Source organism: Acinetobacter sp. YH12095, assembly GCF_013419245.1.
Lineage (GTDB): Bacteria > Pseudomonadota > Gammaproteobacteria > Pseudomonadales > Moraxellaceae > Acinetobacter > Acinetobacter towneri.
Genome location: NZ_VPAL01000001.1, coordinates 306,091 through 322,461 on the forward strand (window position 1 = coordinate 306,091; position 16,371 = coordinate 322,461).

17 protein-coding genes are annotated in these 16,371 nt (G+C 40.3%); 8 read left to right on the plus strand and 9 right to left on the minus strand.

Translation table 11 applies throughout. From position 1 onward, the window contains the following. Window positions 1-4 precede the first annotated feature (4 nt). The 3 genes from FTU35_RS01500 to FTU35_RS01510 form a co-directional block, all read right to left on the minus strand. Window positions 5-818 (minus strand): IS5 family transposase gene (locus FTU35_RS01500; protein ID WP_180064438.1). Its coding sequence is split into 2 segments (ribosomal slippage): window positions 5-430 and window positions 432-818, totalling 813 coding nucleotides; the frame shifts between segments, so codons are not numbered across the junction. Then, the gene (locus FTU35_RS01505) at window positions 808-1,122 is read right to left on the minus strand and encodes a hypothetical protein (RefSeq protein ID WP_035310653.1); all 315 of its coding nucleotides are present in this window, start codon (window positions 1,120-1,122) and stop codon (window positions 808-810) included. The genes FTU35_RS01500 and FTU35_RS01505 overlap by 11 nt, the downstream gene beginning before the upstream one ends. A gap of 243 nt (window positions 1,123-1,365) precedes the next feature. Then, window positions 1,366-1,809 (minus strand): hypothetical protein, encoded by a 444-nt coding sequence (locus tag FTU35_RS01510; RefSeq protein ID WP_180008359.1) that lies wholly within the window; start codon window positions 1,807-1,809, stop codon window positions 1,366-1,368. Between the two features lie 255 nt (window positions 1,810-2,064). Here FTU35_RS01510 and serC point away from each other — a divergent pair, with 255 nt between their 5' ends. Continuing rightward, on the plus strand, window positions 2,065-3,144 hold the full coding sequence (serC, locus tag FTU35_RS01515; RefSeq protein WP_004971842.1) for a 3-phosphoserine/phosphohydroxythreonine transaminase: 1,080 nt from the start codon (window positions 2,065-2,067) through the stop codon (window positions 3,142-3,144). Between the two features lie 95 nt (window positions 3,145-3,239). On the opposite strand, the gene FTU35_RS01520 is transcribed toward serC, so the two are convergent. Next, entirely contained in the window at window positions 3,240-3,380 is a 141-nt protein-coding gene (locus tag FTU35_RS01520; RefSeq protein ID WP_004971840.1) for a hypothetical protein, read from the minus strand. A 489-nt stretch (window positions 3,381-3,869) separates the two neighbouring features. Beyond that, a complete protein-coding gene (locus tag FTU35_RS01525; protein ID WP_019837949.1) occupies window positions 3,870-4,802 on the minus strand; it encodes a hypothetical protein in 933 nt (310 codons plus the stop codon). A 239-nt stretch (window positions 4,803-5,041) separates the two neighbouring features. Here FTU35_RS01525 and FTU35_RS01530 point away from each other — a divergent pair, with 239 nt between their 5' ends. Both FTU35_RS01530 and FTU35_RS01535 read left to right on the plus strand, forming a co-directional pair. Continuing rightward, the gene (locus FTU35_RS01530; RefSeq protein ID WP_004971836.1) at window positions 5,042-5,509 is read left to right on the plus strand and encodes a YaiI/YqxD family protein; all 468 of its coding nucleotides are present in this window, start codon (window positions 5,042-5,044) and stop codon (window positions 5,507-5,509) included. 12 nt (window positions 5,510-5,521) lie between these two features. Further along, a complete protein-coding gene (locus FTU35_RS01535; RefSeq protein WP_178865716.1) occupies window positions 5,522-6,433 on the plus strand; it encodes a DMT family transporter in 912 nt (303 codons plus the stop codon). A 76-nt stretch (window positions 6,434-6,509) separates the two neighbouring features. On the opposite strand, the gene FTU35_RS01540 is transcribed toward FTU35_RS01535, so the two are convergent. After that, on the minus strand, window positions 6,510-7,073 hold the full coding sequence (locus tag FTU35_RS01540; protein ID WP_004971830.1) for a PilZ domain-containing protein: 564 nt from the start codon (window positions 7,071-7,073) through the stop codon (window positions 6,510-6,512). A gap of 25 nt (window positions 7,074-7,098) precedes the next feature. On the opposite strand from FTU35_RS01540, the gene FTU35_RS01545 reads away from it, so the two are divergent. The 3 genes from FTU35_RS01545 (at window position 7,099) to FTU35_RS01555 (ending at window position 11,579) form a co-directional block, all read left to right on the plus strand. Then, window positions 7,099-8,334 carry a lipoprotein-releasing ABC transporter permease subunit gene (locus FTU35_RS01545; protein ID WP_104853304.1) on the plus strand — a complete coding sequence of 412 codons (1,236 nt, stop codon included), beginning with the start codon at window positions 7,099-7,101 and terminating at the stop codon, window positions 8,332-8,334. Continuing rightward, window positions 8,327-9,010 (plus strand): lipoprotein-releasing ABC transporter ATP-binding protein LolD, encoded by a 684-nt coding sequence (lolD, locus tag FTU35_RS01550; RefSeq protein ID WP_179991114.1) that lies wholly within the window; start codon window positions 8,327-8,329, stop codon window positions 9,008-9,010. Before FTU35_RS01545 ends, lolD begins: the two co-directional genes overlap by 8 nt. 133 nt (window positions 9,011-9,143) lie before the next feature. After that, window positions 9,144-11,579 (plus strand): DNA internalization-related competence protein ComEC/Rec2, encoded by a 2,436-nt coding sequence (locus tag FTU35_RS01555; RefSeq protein WP_179991113.1) that lies wholly within the window; start codon window positions 9,144-9,146, stop codon window positions 11,577-11,579. On the opposite strand, the gene FTU35_RS01560 is transcribed toward FTU35_RS01555, so the two are convergent. Beyond that, on the minus strand, window positions 11,536-12,525 hold the full coding sequence (locus FTU35_RS01560; protein ID WP_004971822.1) for a lysophospholipid acyltransferase family protein: 990 nt from the start codon (window positions 12,523-12,525) through the stop codon (window positions 11,536-11,538). The two genes, FTU35_RS01555 and FTU35_RS01560, sit on opposite strands and share 44 nt — an antisense overlap. A gap of 127 nt (window positions 12,526-12,652) precedes the next feature. Between FTU35_RS01560 and sppA the strand changes: the two genes are divergently transcribed. Together sppA and FTU35_RS01570 are read left to right on the plus strand one after the other, a co-directional pair. Continuing rightward, window positions 12,653-13,675, plus strand: coding sequence for a signal peptide peptidase SppA (sppA, locus tag FTU35_RS01565; RefSeq protein ID WP_179991111.1), 1,023 nt, complete (start codon window positions 12,653-12,655; stop codon window positions 13,673-13,675). After that, complete coding sequence (locus tag FTU35_RS01570) at window positions 13,672-14,490, plus strand: alpha/beta fold hydrolase (RefSeq protein ID WP_004971819.1); 819 nt, start codon at window positions 13,672-13,674, stop codon at window positions 14,488-14,490. Before sppA ends, FTU35_RS01570 begins: the two co-directional genes overlap by 4 nt. Before the next feature lie 89 nt (window positions 14,491-14,579). Here FTU35_RS01570 and purN read toward each other — a convergent pair whose 3' ends face one another. Beyond that, window positions 14,580-15,209, minus strand: coding sequence for a phosphoribosylglycinamide formyltransferase (purN, locus tag FTU35_RS01575; protein ID WP_104853305.1), 630 nt, complete (start codon window positions 15,207-15,209; stop codon window positions 14,580-14,582). A 10-nt stretch (window positions 15,210-15,219) separates the two neighbouring features. Then, window positions 15,220-16,290 (minus strand): phosphoribosylformylglycinamidine cyclo-ligase, encoded by a 1,071-nt coding sequence (gene purM, locus FTU35_RS01580; RefSeq protein WP_004971815.1) that lies wholly within the window; start codon window positions 16,288-16,290, stop codon window positions 15,220-15,222. Window positions 16,291-16,371 lie beyond the last annotated feature (81 nt).

Here is a 16,371-nt window from a genome sequence, read left to right on the forward strand (position 1 = left end):
AAAGTTAATTTAAGAGCATCCAATTCACCATTCCAGCAATTAAATTCATTCTTAGACCAAATCGTTTCCGTCTATTTCTATGGCGTTCTGTTAATATCCGAAAATGTTTAAGTTTGCCGTTGATATGTTCAATTGTGATCCTACGCCGACTGATTTCTTGGTTGATCTGTTTTGCTATTTGGGGTAATGATAAATTGTTAGGTTTCTTGATTAGAATGAGTAACTTACTCTTAATCTGATGAAATCCTTTATAGGCTAAATCTGCCATGATATAAGGATAAATAATCATCTCCTTCAAATGCTTACGCGCAATGTTCAGATCGTGTTTTCTGCCATCTTCAATCTGTATACTTACAATTTGCTTTAATTGGGGGTTAAAAATGACCTGTGTTTTTAGCGTATGTTTCTTCTTTTTACCACTATAGAATTTTCTTTGTTTTTTTGGGACGCTCAATCTGTGACTCAGTAACATCAACGATTACATAATCCCCCTCATTAAACTTTTGATTCCTTTTCGGCAATGCGAAAATCCGTGATTGAATCAGAGCATTTTCAACTTTCTGAATCGTACGATTCACATTACTTTCAGCTAGGTTATAGTCGGCGGATAACTCAATTTGAGTTCTATAACAGCGTAAGTAATTTAAAGTTAACAACAATTGATCCTCTAAAAACAACGAATGAGGTCTTCCAGATTTTTTCTTGGCAAGTTCAGCATGTTGTAACACTGATACCATTTTTAAGAATAATGGACGAGGAACTCCAACAAGTCGTTTAAATTCTTCATCATTAAATCTTGTTAAATTTTCATATTTCATGAGATGAGTATAAACAATTTTTTACTTTCGCAAGAGGTCTAATATTAGTGAAAAAATAATTAGTTTTATAGCTAATCATAGATTCCAAGATATTTTGAGGTAACAAAATTACAGGTCCAACAACTTTATTAGGCCCCCAAGGAGCGTGAGGAAGTGAAAATTTTGATTTTTTCCATTCGTTATCGATTGCACAAAAGAAATGAATAGCCTCTTTTGTTTCAGTCGTTTCTATACCTAATTTTTCACATTGTTCTAATGTATATTCTGCAAAATGTTTAAAGCAAATATTAGGGTTTGTTGACAATTCGTCTATGTTTGCGGCAACGCATATTTTTTAGCTGCTATTAAAGGCATGGGACAGGAAATTTAGTCATTTTAAATGACTGGCACATAACGCAATAGCAGCAAAAAATATGCTCGCCCTGAAAGGCTGTGGCTAAAACTTTCTCAGATTGCGTTATGAAACTTAGCAATAATCTCGCTATTCCTTGCGTTTCATGCCAGATCTGCTCAGTTTTAGCCTACAGCGCAAGCCATTTATGAAATGTCAACAGACCCTAGTCGTTATATCTGAAATAGTGTCCGGACCTATACCATCTGCAACTAATATTAATTCTTCAAGATCTTCTAATAAGCCTGTCTGAGCTGCCTGAGAAGACTTTAAGCATGTGAGTATATATTCAACTTTAATATCGTGTGATCCTTTGCCATTTACTCCTTCTTTAGTTGCACCAATGCCAGTATATTTGGGCTCAGGAAAATGGGAGCATAATTTTCTTGCTTTAATTTCATCTTTTTCTTTAAGAGCTTCCATTAAACATTTCATAAAATTTTGCTGAGTAGTCAGAGCAGACTTGGAATGTATGTTCTCACAACGAGTTAAATAATAACTATCAATGTATAAGCGAGTATCTGTTTCCAGATTAGGGTCAAAGAAGTCAACTTCAAGTAAATTTTTATCTACCTTAAAGTGATTGAAGAATGTTGTCATTGTTTATTTCCCCTTTAATATTTATTTAAAATATCATTTAATTAGGAGTAGTGGGTGGTTTTTTTGATCAATTTGCGACAGATATTGTCGCACACATTTCAACCTCTTTTTTTGATTTAGTAAATTTATCCCTCGAATCTACATTGATTTTTTGACTCTATCTTGGCTCATAGATTGAAATAATTTTGTGCAAGACCCTGCCAGATATGGTTAAATGCCATCATTTTATTGTGTTTCACTCTGAAAGGAAAAATCATGCGCGCGTACAACTTCTGTGCTGGTCCTGCAGCATTACCGACTGCCGTACTTGAAAAAGCTCAAGCTGAAATGCTTGACTGGCATGGCAAAGGTCTTTCGATCATGGAAATGAGCCACCGTAGTGCCGACTATGTTGCCATGGCTGAAAAAGCGGAAGCAGACCTGCGCAAACTCATGAATATTCCTGAGAACTACAAAGTATTGTTCTTGCAGGGTGGTGCATCGCTACAATTCTCTGCGATTCCATTGAATTTGTTGGGTAAAAACAACAAGGCAGATTATATCCACACGGGTATTTGGTCTGAAAAAGCCTTAAAAGAAGCGCAGCGCTATGGCGATATTCATGTCGTTGAAGCGGGTATTCAGATTGAAGGTAAGCATGCCATTAGCGAACAAAGCCAATGGAACTTATCTGCCGATGCTGCCTATGTGCATTATGCAGATAACGAAACAATTGGTGGTTTGCAGTTTGCCAATATTCCAGAAACAGACAAACCGTTGGTATGTGATTTCTCATCAAGCATTTTATCTGCACCTTTAGATGTATCTAAATTTGGTCTGATTTATGCAGGTGCGCAAAAAAATATTGGCCCAGCAGGCTTAACCATTGTGATTGTACGTGAAGATTTGCTTGATCAAGCCAAGCCTGAAATTCCAAGCATTTTGAAATATTCAGCACAGGCAAAAAATGATTCCATGGTGAATACACCTGCAACTTATGCATGGTATTTGTCTGGTTTAGTGTTTGAGTGGTTATTGCAAAACGGTGGTGTAGATGCGATTCATCAAGCTAACCTAGAAAAAGCGAAATTATTATACGGTTATATCGATTCAAGCGATTTCTACGCGAATCCAATTTATAGCGCAAACCGTTCAATTATGAACGTTCCGTTTACTTTGGCTGATGCCGCACTGGAAAAACAATTCTTGCAAGAAGCTGAAGAAAACCGTTTGTTGAACTTGGCAGGTCACCGTTCTGTAGGTGGTATGCGCGCAAGTATTTATAATGCAGTGCCATTAGATGGCGTACAAGCTTTGGTTAACTTTATGGATGACTTTGCAAAACGTCACGGTTAATTGATAGTAGTAAAAAGCAAAAACCCAGCTGAATTAGCTGGGTTTTTTTTATAGAAATAGGTGAAAAGTCATAGAGGCTTGTTGATGAGTGAAACTCAGAACACAAAATAGTGTAAGCCGTAGGCGGAGAGCAGCATGCCTAATGCAAAAAATAGGCAAGACATCGGGTCGAGCTGATAGCGTTGCTCAAGTTGATGTTCTACATGCTGTAAGTTTTCTTCTTGCACGATTTTCATAGATATTATTTTCCGATGATCTATTTATCGTTAAATATTTAAATACGGCTATATTTTTAGCATAAAAAATTGATTAAATAAAGTACTAATTTTATTTTAAATATAATATCTGCCAATAATGAATTAATTCTGTGTTGATTTTTAAAATCCGCACCACTCAAGGCTTTCAGATTATCTACGGTGCTTGGTGCAGATGTTTGGGTTTTAAAATAACTTATCCACATATTCGATTTAAAATATGGCTGATTTTGAATTTATAATAAATTTAAAGCTGTGGATAACTGCGTTTTTTTGAATTTAAAATGCTTAAATAAGCATCAATATATTCATACTATCAATAGCACGCTTTTAACAATCAAAAATTGATTATAAGCCATCAGTGAAATAAGTATTGAAAGTTCCTTCTCCCTGAGGAGAAGGCGAGGATGGGGGGATGATGAATATGAATTTATTATTTAGACAGCTACTTTGAGGTTTATTTTTAATAAACTACTGTTTTATATTGTGAATATTGGCTTGAATCCAAATATTGCCACGAATGTATTGTCCAATTTCAAAGTTTTGGTGCGCAGGATTTTTAGTTGCAAGACGAATTAAAATCGCAGGCTGATTTTCATCATGAATTAGAGTGACATCATAAACAGTATAGGCTTGATTCATGAATTCAAAACTGGTTTTACCAACAACATTGCCCTGAAACCAAGCTTCATCTTCCTGACCGATATTTTCGCCATATAAATATGCGACCATTTTAGAAAAATCCACCGTTACAGGTGCTTTGTCATCTTCGGACTTAGGTTGCCATGCGTCAATTTGTTCTTGCAGATTGGCAGGTGCAACACCATCATTGGCTGCTAAAATATCATTCAGCGCACGATGGTGTTTAATTGACGCAGGATCATCGACCACCAATTGTTCGCCTTCAGCAACAGCTTCAAGTTCATACGCCCATGCGTTTAAATGCACCCAGTAGGTTTGATCTTTTTGGTATTGTTGATGGTTGACGCTGTATAAACTGTCAAAAGCATAGACAATACTGTTGTTGCCTAAATTGAGTCGAAGCACCGCTTGAGTGTTAGATTTGCAGCTAATGATACGTTCAATTTTAGCTTCAACTTTGTAAGGACTTTCAAAGCAAGGGAAAGCCGTTTTTACAGCTTGTGGTTTGTTATTTTCAACCGCAATCACTTGTGTCAATTGAATTGCCTCTTTGCTTGGGCCTTGAATCAGCCATGTGCTTTGATCCATTTCTGCTTCTTGGCGGCATAAACCCATTGGCATAATTGGTGCATCTAGAGCCAGTCCTAACCATTTTGGAACTTCGGTGCAGGGTTCATCCGTGAGTAAATTCCAATGTTCAACATGGCTGCCGAAGTTCTGATCTTCAATGCGGATGATTTCTGGTCTATTTTGATTGTTCATAAGCACTTTGAGATGTTGGGTTCTTTTCTTTACTCTTAGATCGAGGGTTATTTCGATTTTTCAAGTCTTTGGCTGAAATTTCATGTAATGCCACTGCATTTGTACAGATTGTGGACAGCGATGCAGCAGAAACAAAATCACATCCATCTACACTTTAGCATGCAATTCTGAGCATTTTAAACATACTGCAATGTAATGAGTTTGATACACTAGTCGCATATTATTATCAGGGTTGCACAGTGCTGCCATTTAAACTTTGGGTTGATGCAGATGCATTACCTAAAATTCTAAGAGAAGTCATTTTACGTGCTTCAGATCGTTACCAACTTGAAGTCACTTTTGTTGCCAATCAATCGGTCGGGATTACGCCTTCGGTACGGATTAACTCTATTCAAGTGATGCATGGTGCCGATGCCGCCGATCAGGAAATTGTAGATCGCATGAAGGAACACGACATTGTGATCACGCAGGATATTCCACTAGCGGCACAAGTGATTGAAAAGGGCGGAATAGCGATTCATCCACGTGGTGAAATTTATACTGTTGCCAATGTGAAAGCGCGTCTGCATTTGCGTGATTTTATGGATACTTTGCGTGGTGCAGGCGTACAAACAGGTGGGCCAGCACCTATTTCAGAACGTGATAAACGTGAGTTTTCAAGTAGTCTAGATCAAACCATCCAAAAGCAAAAACGTAAAACTGCTTAATACGAGTCACGCATGCCTTCTAAAACCAATATTATGATGACCTATGCCTTATTGGTTTTCATTTGGGCAACAACGCCTTTGGCAATTGTCTGGAGTGTGTCAGATTTACACATGCTTTGGGCTTTGGTGCTACGTTTTTTCATTGCTTTGCCCTTAGCTATTATTTTATTGCTGCTGTTAAAAGTGAAATTTCCACATCATCTACAAGCGTGGCATAGTTATTTGGCAGGTTCGTTTAGTCTGATCGGTTCACAAATTTTCACCTACATTGCCACCGCTTATTTAAGCTCAGGCATTATCGCCCTGATGTTTGGTCTGACCCCCATCATAGCAGGTTTGATTGGTCGTTTTGTGTTTCAGTTGCATTTGGCACGTATTCAATGGATCGGAATGACAGTGTCCATTTTAGGGCTTGGCATCATCTGCTTTGGCGGCGAAACACAGCATGTGCATCCTCTGGGTATTGTTTTAATGCTGTTTAGTGTATTGACCTACACCATGTCTATTTTCTGGGTGAAAAAAGTTAATGCGCAAGTTGAACCTGTAGCACAGGCAACTGGCTCGATTTTGGTATCAACCATTGCGGCTTTATGTATTGTGCCGTTTATTTGGCAATATGTACCGACTAGTTTGCCGAGTCTTAAATCTATCGCAGCTTTACTTTATACCGTGATCATGGCTTCTTTGATTGCAATGTTCTGTTATTTTAAATTGGTGCAGAATATTCAGGCGACCACCTTATCTTTAACCACCGTCATGACGCCAATGATTGCTTTGTTGATTGGTGCTTTATTCAATCAAGAAGCTTTATCGGTCATGGTATTTGTGGGCGCTTTGGTTTTATTGTCAGGCTTAGTGCTGTATTTTTATCGTGATCTTAAAGCAAGTCGGGCATTGGCTCAGAAAATCAAAACACCATCCTAACGATATGCAAAGATGGCGTTATCCACGTGATTTTATATACGCGAACATGCAGAAATGATTTATTTTATTTCTTAGATTATGCTTGTTTTAAAGCAACGGCTTCTGCAAGTTTGACGCGATCTTGAGGGTGTAAAGTAATAAAATACGCCCCAGTACGATATTGTCCATTTTCTTCTTCACGGCTGTAAACCACTTGCGCGGTTGCGGCTATATGGAAAAAGTTTTCAGGATGGCTGAGCGTGACATGAATATAACTGCCCGTGTTTAATTCACGTTCACTATAAAAACTGAAACCACTTTCTGAAAAATTGACCTGTTCAGGGATAGGTAACATGCTTTGTACAATTGCATCGTATAAAGACCCTGTAATAAGGTTTAATTTTTGGTTGAATAAGGATAAGATTCGAGCAATTTGTTGATCTTTTTCAGTTAATTGTTCTAATTCGTAGTTTAATGCATGATCAAATTGATCTAATTCTGCGAGTAGTAGAAAATAACGCGGTAAAACAAAATTAGCATCGTAAGGGTCGTTCAGCGCAACATCGTCAGAAATGATCTGGTAATTGATTCTCAGGGCAGCATCAATTCGTGACATGACACGACGTTCAGACGCGACGCTTTGATGCTGTAAATTTTCCATAATGTATTACCTCGGACTTGATGGTATGTTTAAACCAATCTCGCTATATATAGGGTTGAGATATACGCGCGCTCGGCGCAGTAACCACTTTATTTCTTTTATTGCCTTAGTTTCGATGATCGGTCTAACTTTGGGTGTTGCCGTCCTCATTACCGTACTTTCGGTGATGAATGGTTTTGATCGTGAATTAAAAAATCGTGTCTTGGGCATGATACCTCAAGCCACTGTTTCATCAACACAAATTTTAACAAATTGGCCAGAACTTGCAACGAAAGTTGAGCAACATAAGCATGTTGTTGGTGCTGCACCATTTACGCAATTGCAAGGCATGTTGACTGCACAAGGGCAAGTGTCGGGCATTATGGTCACGGGAATTGAACCCGAATACGAAAAGAAAGTATCCATCATTCAAAACCACATGGTTGCAGGCAGTATCGACAATCTGAAAAAGGGTGAGTTCGGTATTGTTTTGGGCAAACAAATGACTGATGCCTTGGGTTTGGGTTTAAACGACAGCATCACCTTGGTTTTACCTGAAGCAACGCCATCCCCTGCAGGGGTTGTACCGCGTTTTAAACGCTTCAAAGTGGTTGGTATTTTTAGTATTGGTGCAGAAGTCGATTCGATGATGGGATATATCGCCCTGAATGATGCTTCGACTTTGCTGCGTTTACCCGATGGTGCGCAAGGTGTACGTTTAAAACTGGATGATATTTTTGCTGCACCACAAGTATCTCGAGATATTGTGCAAGAGCTACCTGCCAATTTTTATGCTTCGGACTGGACTTATACGCACGGCAACTTGTTTAGCGCCATTCAAATGGAAAAGGCGATGGTGAGCCTATTGTTATTCCTAATTGTTTTGGTGGCTGCATTTAATATCGTGTCGTCTTTGGTGATGGTCGTGACCGATAAAAAATCGGATATTGCGATTTTAAGAACTTTGGGTGCATCACCAAGCACGATTACCAAAATTTTTATGGTGCAAGGTACGGTCATTGGGGTTATTGGCACGGTTTCAGGTGCAATCTTGGGGATTATTTTCGCGTCCAGTATCAGTGGCTTTATTGCATGGTTGAATAATGTATTAGGGCTAAACTTATTTGATGCCTACTTTATCAACTACTTACCTTCATATTTAAGATGGCAAGATGTGGTGGTGATTGTGAGCTTGTCATTAATTTTAAGTTTCTTGGCGACGATTTACCCTGCATTACGTGCCGCGAAAATTCAACCAGCAGAGGCATTGCGTTATGAGTAAGATTGTTCTGGAAGCCAAACAAGTTTCTAAACACTTTACCGATGGCAAAACCACTGTTGAAGTGATTCGTGGTCTAGATTTACAAGTTCAGCAGGGGCAATTTATGTCTATTGTTGGGGCGAGTGGTTCGGGTAAAAGTACCTTATTGCATGTTTTAGGTGGCTTAGACCGACCAAGTACAGGCGAAGTATTTTTAAATGGTCAGCGTTTTGACAATTTAGGCGAAGCTGAGCGCGGTTATTTGCGTAATCAATACCTCGGTTTTGTTTATCAATTTCATCACTTGCTGCCTGAGTTTAGTGCGCTTGAAAATGTGGCGATGCCGTTAATGTTACGCGCAGGCACGAACTATAAAGAGGTGAAGGCACAGGCAGAGTATCTGCTTGAGCGTGTCGGTTTGTCGCATCGTTTAACCCACAAACCAGGTGAGCTTTCTGGAGGGGAGCGTCAGCGTGTTGCGTTGGCACGTGCATTAGTAACAAAACCCGCACTCATGCTTGCCGATGAACCCACTGGAAATTTAGACCGCAAAACTGCAGTTAAAATTTTTGAATTGCTGCGTGAATTACGCAGAGAGTTTAATATGGCGATGTTGATTGTGACTCATGATGAAGAGTTGGCAAAATCTGCCGATACCATTTTGCACATGCAAGATGGTGTTTGGGTAGATGCTTAAGGGGCATAGTTCGTAAAGCCACTCAAAAGCGATTGCGTTTAAAACAGTAATTGCTGGAATAAGATTGTTTTGTTGAAGCCCACTTCGGTGGGCTTTATGATGCATGCCAATAAAAATAATAAGTTTAATATTCATGCTGCAATTGATGGGACTAGCTTGGGTGATTGGGATCGCCTGTGTCGGAATACGCTCTTCTTCTTTTTCAATACATACACTGACTGCCATGCCCAGCGCAATGGTTTTACTGATTCTATGCTGTGCCATCGTGCAGTATTTGTTGCAAGCTCGCTTATCTTCAATCTATTGGAAATGTTTGAATGTAGGCGTAGCAGGTGTTTTGAGTTTTGTTCTTGGTTTGATCTATGCCGATACGCAGATGCAGCAGCGTTTGCAATGGCGTGAATTACAACCTGAATTTGCCGAAGTCGTGGTTTATGTCAGACAGTTAAATCAACTGAATGACAACAGCATTTCACAAAGGGTTGAGGTGTTAAACCGACATCCTCAAACAGTGACGTGGTTGGCAACTTTGACCCAAGCTCAGGCAGATCAAGAGCAAAATTTAGAACTTGGACACTATTACAAATTAAGTGGAAAAATTCGCCCTGCACATAGTTATGCCACAGCAGGTGCATTTGATGTAGAGCGGTGGTATTTACAACAAAATATTATGAGTGGTTTTCGAGTAGAGCAGATTCAGCCTATCTCGGCTGAACAGATTTATGCCATGGGGTTTACACAACATTGGCGTGCTCAACAAACACTATGGGCAAAATTTCGTTTATGGATTGAACAGCAGCGTTATCACATTCGAGTGTTTATTCAGCGGCAACCTTTGCAGCATCAAGGTTTAATTCTTGCATTACTCACAGGAGATAAAAGCCTATTAGATGCAGAAACCGAAGCGCAGTTTCAGCGTTTTGGAATTAGCCACTTATTGGCTATTTCAGGGCCACATGTGCTGATTTTTGCAGGCATGCTATGTTGGGCATTACGTCAGCTGATTAGGTATTACCGTCCGCATTGGTATTTGTGGATGCCTAAACAATACTTGCTCATGTTGCCATTTTTAAGTTGTGTATTGCTGTACACCGCCTTTGTCGGTTTTGAAATTCCTGCATTAAGAACCTTGCTGATGTGCAGTCTAGTGACAGTAATGTTAGTGCTGAAGCAGAAGCTTCAAGGCTTTGCCTTGCTGATTTATAGTGCTGCCTTATTATTATGGTTTGATCCTTTAAGTGTACTGTCTGCTGCTTTTTGGCTGTCTTACGGGGCCTGTTTTATTCTACTGCGTATTTATCAGAGCTTGAGTGCGCAACCACGTATAGAGCTGAATCGTTGGCAGCAACTGAAACATGCCAGCAAAATTCTAATCGAGTCGCAATGGAAAATTTTTATTGCCTTATTTCCTTTGGTGATTGTGTTTTTTAAACAAGTGGCGTGGATTGCACCGCTTATTAATATCATCGCAATTCCATTGATTGGTATGCTGATCGTGCCTTTAGATGTTTTGGCAGGAATTTGCTTTTTTATTTTTGAACCCTTGGCGTCAATACTGTTTCAATTGAATGATCTAGCTATGGCTTTGTTGCGCTTGATTTTTCGGGGGATGGAAACCGTTTTTGTACCACGGTTACATACTTTGTCGATGTCTGCAGCGGTGTATGTCTGTCTATGTTTAGGCTTATTTCTGCTATTTTTACCACAATCGGTATTGCCTAAAACTTGGGCAATCTTATGTTTTGTTCCACTGATTATAGTCGATAGCCAACGACAACCATTTGAATTAACAGTACTCGATGTGGGGCAGGGACAAGCTTTATTTTTACGTTCAGGTCATTACAACATGATGATTGATGTGGGCGGTTCTTATGATGAAAGTAAGTTTAGTATTGGACAGCAAATTTTACGTCCATTTTTAGCGGTGCATGGTATTAAACAACTGGACTTGGTGGTTTTAAGTCATTTAGACCAAGACCATAGTGGTGCATTTCCTCATTTGCAAAATGAAGTCAATATTCAGCATGTCTTTGCCAATCAGACCGTAGATGTGGCAGTAAATAGCAAGTTTAATTTGTGTCAGCAAGGGCAACAGTGGTCTTTACCACATCAGGTACAGATACAAGTTTTATCTCCTAAACCGAGTCAATTACCCTATGCCGCACAGCAACAAAATGAGTTGTCATGTGTGTTGTATATTTCAGTGCCATCCGCACAGCCATATCAGCATTTTTTAGTGATGGGCGATGCAGGTTGGGCAACTGAATATCAATTGTTGCAGGAATATCCTGATTTAAAAGTAGATGTGTTAATTTTGGGTCATCATGGGAGTAAGCACAGTTCTGCCTATGATTTTTTAGCACATATTAAACCCAAATTGGCCGTGGCATCTGCAGGTTTTGATAATCGTTATGGACATCCTAGTTCTTTAGTTCAGCAACGCTTGGCTGCGCTCAATATTCCGTTCATGAACACCATACAACAGGGCAGCGTACGTTTTTCTGTAGATGCACAACAGCGTATGCTTATACAGCCGTATCGGCAGCAGAAATTGTGGTTGCAGCGTTAGTTTGGTTCTGTGTCTGGGCACGTACAGCCTGCACATCTGCCAAGGCTTCTTGCACAGGTTTATGATAGACCCCGCGTAAATCTGGATGGGCTTTATAGCGTTTATAACTCCAGTGATAATGTGTAGGATAACGACGGATCAAATCTTCAATTGCACGGTGAATAATAGCTGTCCCTGCATTGGCATCACACTGATAAATGTGCTCATCTATCGCTTCGATATACATATCAAAGCCTTGATCTGCATTTCTTAACGCATATAAGAACAAAGCTTTTGCTTTAGTTTTCTGAATCAATTTGGCGCTTAAATTACTCGATTCCAACGGAATACCAAAAAAAGGAATCATCTCACCACCTATATTTGGGGTATGGTCTGGCAAAATGACAGTGGTTCCGCCTTGTTTGAGTGCTTTAAAAATTTGACGTACCCCAGATTCATCTGTTGGGACTAAATGTGCCTGTTCACGGCTACGTGCTTGGCGCACAAAATCATCTGCCGCAGGGTTTTTGACAGGTTTATACATGATGGTCATTTGCGTATATTGAGCGATCCACGCATTCATAATTTCCCAAGTGCCAAAATGCGGCACAATTAAGACCAAACCCTTTTGTGCAGCCAGTGCATCTTGTAATAGTTCTAAACCATGTACCTGATGGATTCTTTGAATATTTTTTTGATTGCTTGATCCCCAAATATGAAAAAACTCAAAATAAGAGGTCAGTTCGTTACGAATTGCTTGCTGGGTAATCTGTTCGCGTTGTTGTGAGTTCAGCTCAGGAAGCGCAATTTGTAGATTGAGTTGAATGGTTTGAGAGGTTTTACTCAAACGCAGTGTATTGACCAAAAAAGCCAAAGATTTTGCAAAAAAACGCGCAACTGTTAAAGGTTGTCGACTGACAAAATCAAGCAGGCGCGATAAAGCCGTTGTCGGTGCAGGTTCGGTCATAACGACAGCATCAATTGATAGAAAGGATAAAGATGTAAAATATTATAGGAGAAAATACAGGCTTTAGACAGTTTTTGCCAATTCCGTGTATATAATGGAGCAAATTTACTATTTTTTGGATTGTTTCATGTCCGATTGGCCACCAAAACCACAAAATGAATCACAACAAATATCTCCACAAGCACAGCAGCCCACAGGCAAAGAGTGGAAACTATTAGAAAAAGCTGTTTTAGCTTCAGTTGAAGAACAACGTCGTGCACGTCGTTGGGGGATTTTCTTTAAGTTTTTAACTTTTGCTTATATATTTTTACTGTTGGTGATAATGGGCAAAGGGTGCAGTACCACGACCACGAATCCATCGGCAGCGAGTCCACATATCGCGGTGGTGGATATTGTTGGCACAATTGCATCTGATAAGCAAAGTGTGAACAGCAATGACACCATCAAGTCACTGAAAAAAGCCTATGAAAACAGCAACAGTCAGGCGGTGGTGCTAAATATTAATTCTCCGGGTGGTTCACCTGTGCAGTCAGATGAAATCTGGCAAGAAATTCAATATCTGAAAAAACAGCATCAAGGGAAAAAACTCTATGCCGTGATTGGCGATACTGGCGCTTCAGGTGCGTATTACATTGCTTCCGCTGCAGATGAAATTATTGTCAATCCATCAAGTTTGGTGGGTTCAATTGGCGTGATTATGCCAAATTATGGGCTGAGCGGTTTAATGCAGAAGATGGGTGTAGAAGATCGCACCATGACCTCAGGTGAAAATAAAGCCTTATTGTCGATGACACAACCTGTTGATCCTGAACAGAAAAAACATGTGCAAGCCGTATTAGATAATGTGCATGGCCACTTTATTCAAGCAGTGAAAGATGGACGCGGCGCGAAACTGAAATCACAAGATCCTGCGATTTTCTCAGGTCTGTTCTGGACAGGTGAGCAAGCCGTGACTTTAGGCATTGCCGATAAGATTGGCAGTTTAAATAGCCTGAAGCGTGATTTAAACCTAGATAAAACAGTGAACTATACCATTGAACACAGTCCTTTAGACTCTGTGTTGGGTCGTATGGGTGCAGCAGTGGGAGAGGGCTTTGCCACTTCTTTATCTCAACATATTCAGACTGAGCAAAACGCGAAATTACAATGAAACCACTGATTCATTTTGCGCATGCCAATGGCGTGCCATCGAAGGTTTATCAAAAACTGTTTGATTTACTTAAAGATGATTACGATGTGATTTACGTCCCTTTGTTGGGGCCAGATAAGCGTTATCCGATTGATAATCATTGGCAAAGCTTAACCCAACAAGTGATTGACAGTGTTGTACGTCAAGCTCAGGGACGTAAAGTGATTGCGTTGGGGCATTCTTTAGGTGCAGTGTTGTCGTTTCAAGCCTCTTTACAACGCCCTGAATTATTTGAACAAGTGATCATGCTTGATCCACCTTTAATTATGGGTAAAGCATCGGTGTTTTTACATTTTGCCAAAATGTTTAAGCTTAAAGCAGTAGATCAACTGTCGCCTGCATCTTTGTCTTTGCGCCGTCGTGATCATTGGGAAAGTCGTGAGCAAGCAGCAGACTTATTGCGTCCGAAAGGTTTTTATCAAGATTTCGATGCCGATTGTTTTCAGGCTTATATCGAGCATGCTTTGACTGATGACCATGTGCGAGGCGGAGTACAATTGACCATTCCAAAAATGGACGAAGTCAATATTTTTAGAACCAATCCCTCACTGTGGTGGTTGCCGCAAGCAAAACTGCAAGTGCCGACAGAATTGGTGATTGCAAAAAAAGGTCCGTTCTTAAAAGCAGGTTTCCCACAAATTACCGCCAAGAAATTCAACATTGCTTATCAGGTGGTTGAAGGTGGACATATGTTCCCTTTAGAAAAACCTGAAGCGACGGTGCAGTTGATTAAAGATTTGATTCAAGCACAGCAGAGTAAAGCTGCTTCTGTTTAATTCAGTCTGAACCAAATACGAACCATAAAAAACGCCTGATCAACAGGCGTTTTTTCGTATATATCAAAAGCTACATACTTAAAGAATATTTAAAAATTGCAAAACTGCACAGGTTGTTGTATCAGTTGTTGGCGATACATCACACCTTGCGCAGTGTGCTGAATGGTTCCGTTACAAATCCATTCAACCACTTGCGGATAAATCAAATGCTCCAACACATGCACACGGTTCGCCAAGCTTTCGGCATCATCGTGGATGTTTACTTGCAACACACCTTGTGCCAGTGCTTGACCTGCATCTAATTCAGCAGTGACATAATGCACGGTACAACCATGTAAAGTATCGCCTGTATTGAGTACACGTTGATGGGTGTGCATGCCTTTATAATGCGGCAAGAGTGAAGGATGAATGTTGAGCATTTTACCTTCCCAAGCGTGCACAAATTTGGCACTTAAAATACGCATAAAGCCCGCAAGCACCACCAAATCAACATCCCATGCAAGTAATTGTTGATGCATGACATCATCAAATAATTCACGACTCGGATATTGTTTGTGCTCAATCACTGCAGTTTGAATCCCTGCTTGTTGAGCGCGTTGTAAAGCATAGGCATCAGGCTTATTGGAAATAACCCCAACAATTTGCCCTGAAAGATTGGCATCTATCAGGGCTTGTAAGTTACTTCCGCTGCCTGAAACGAGGACAGCTATTTTGATCATCTGAGTCAAATCACGCAAAAATTACGCGAATTTTTTCATCTGCGCCTTCAACGGATTCGGCGTTGTCTTGAATACGACCCATCACCCAAGCTTTTTCGCCAAGGCTGTTGAGAAGCTCAACTGTTTTGTCTGCATCGTTGGCATCTACAACAACAACCATACCTACACCACAGTTAAAGGTGCGATACATTTCAAACTGTTCTACACCGCCTTCACGTTGTAACAATTTGAACAGTTCTGGCCATTCCCAAGATGATTCGTCAATCACTGCTTGCGCACCATTTGGCAATACACGTGGTAAGTTACCTGGTAAACCGCCACCCGTAATGTGCGCCATAGCATGCACATCAACTTGTTTGCACAGTTCAAGCATTGATTTGACATAAATGCGTGTTGGTTCCATGGCAACGTCAGCCAGTGGACGACCATCAACCAGTTGAGTTAAATCAACATTTTTTACGTCTAAAATTTTACGAAGTAAAGAGTAACCGTTTGAGTGTGCACCTGAAGAAGCGACACCAATCAGAACGTCACCAGCTTTTACTTTAGAGCCATCAATAATTTTGCTTTGCTCAACCACGCCCACACAGAAGCCTGCAAGATCGTAATCTTCACCTTCATACATGCCTGGCATTTCAGCAGTTTCACCACCTACAAGCGCACAGCCTGCAAGCTCACAGCCTTTACCAATTCCTGTAACAACATTGGCTGCAACGTCTACATTTAAGTGACCTGTTGCATAGTAGTCTAAGAAGAATAAAGGTTCAGCACCGCACACCAGTAAGTCATTTACACACATTGCCACCAAATCTTGACCAATTGTGTCATGGCGGTTTAGGTTCAACGCTAAACGTAATTTAGTTCCTACACCATCTGTGCCAGATACGAGCACAGGTTCTTCATAACCTTTCGGAATTTTACAAAGTGCGCCAAAGCCGCCTAATCCACCCATCACTTCAGGACGAGTCGTGCGCTTAGCGACAGATTTGATACGATCGACTAACGCGTCGCCCGCTTCAATATCGACACCAGCATCTTTATAGCTTAAACCAGTGGTTGGGTTAGAAGTTGAGTTGCTCATAATGAAGTCTCCGCATTCGCGGGGCGATTATACCTGAATATACGAAACTCTTATGTTATTTATGCGCTAAAATGCTATCTT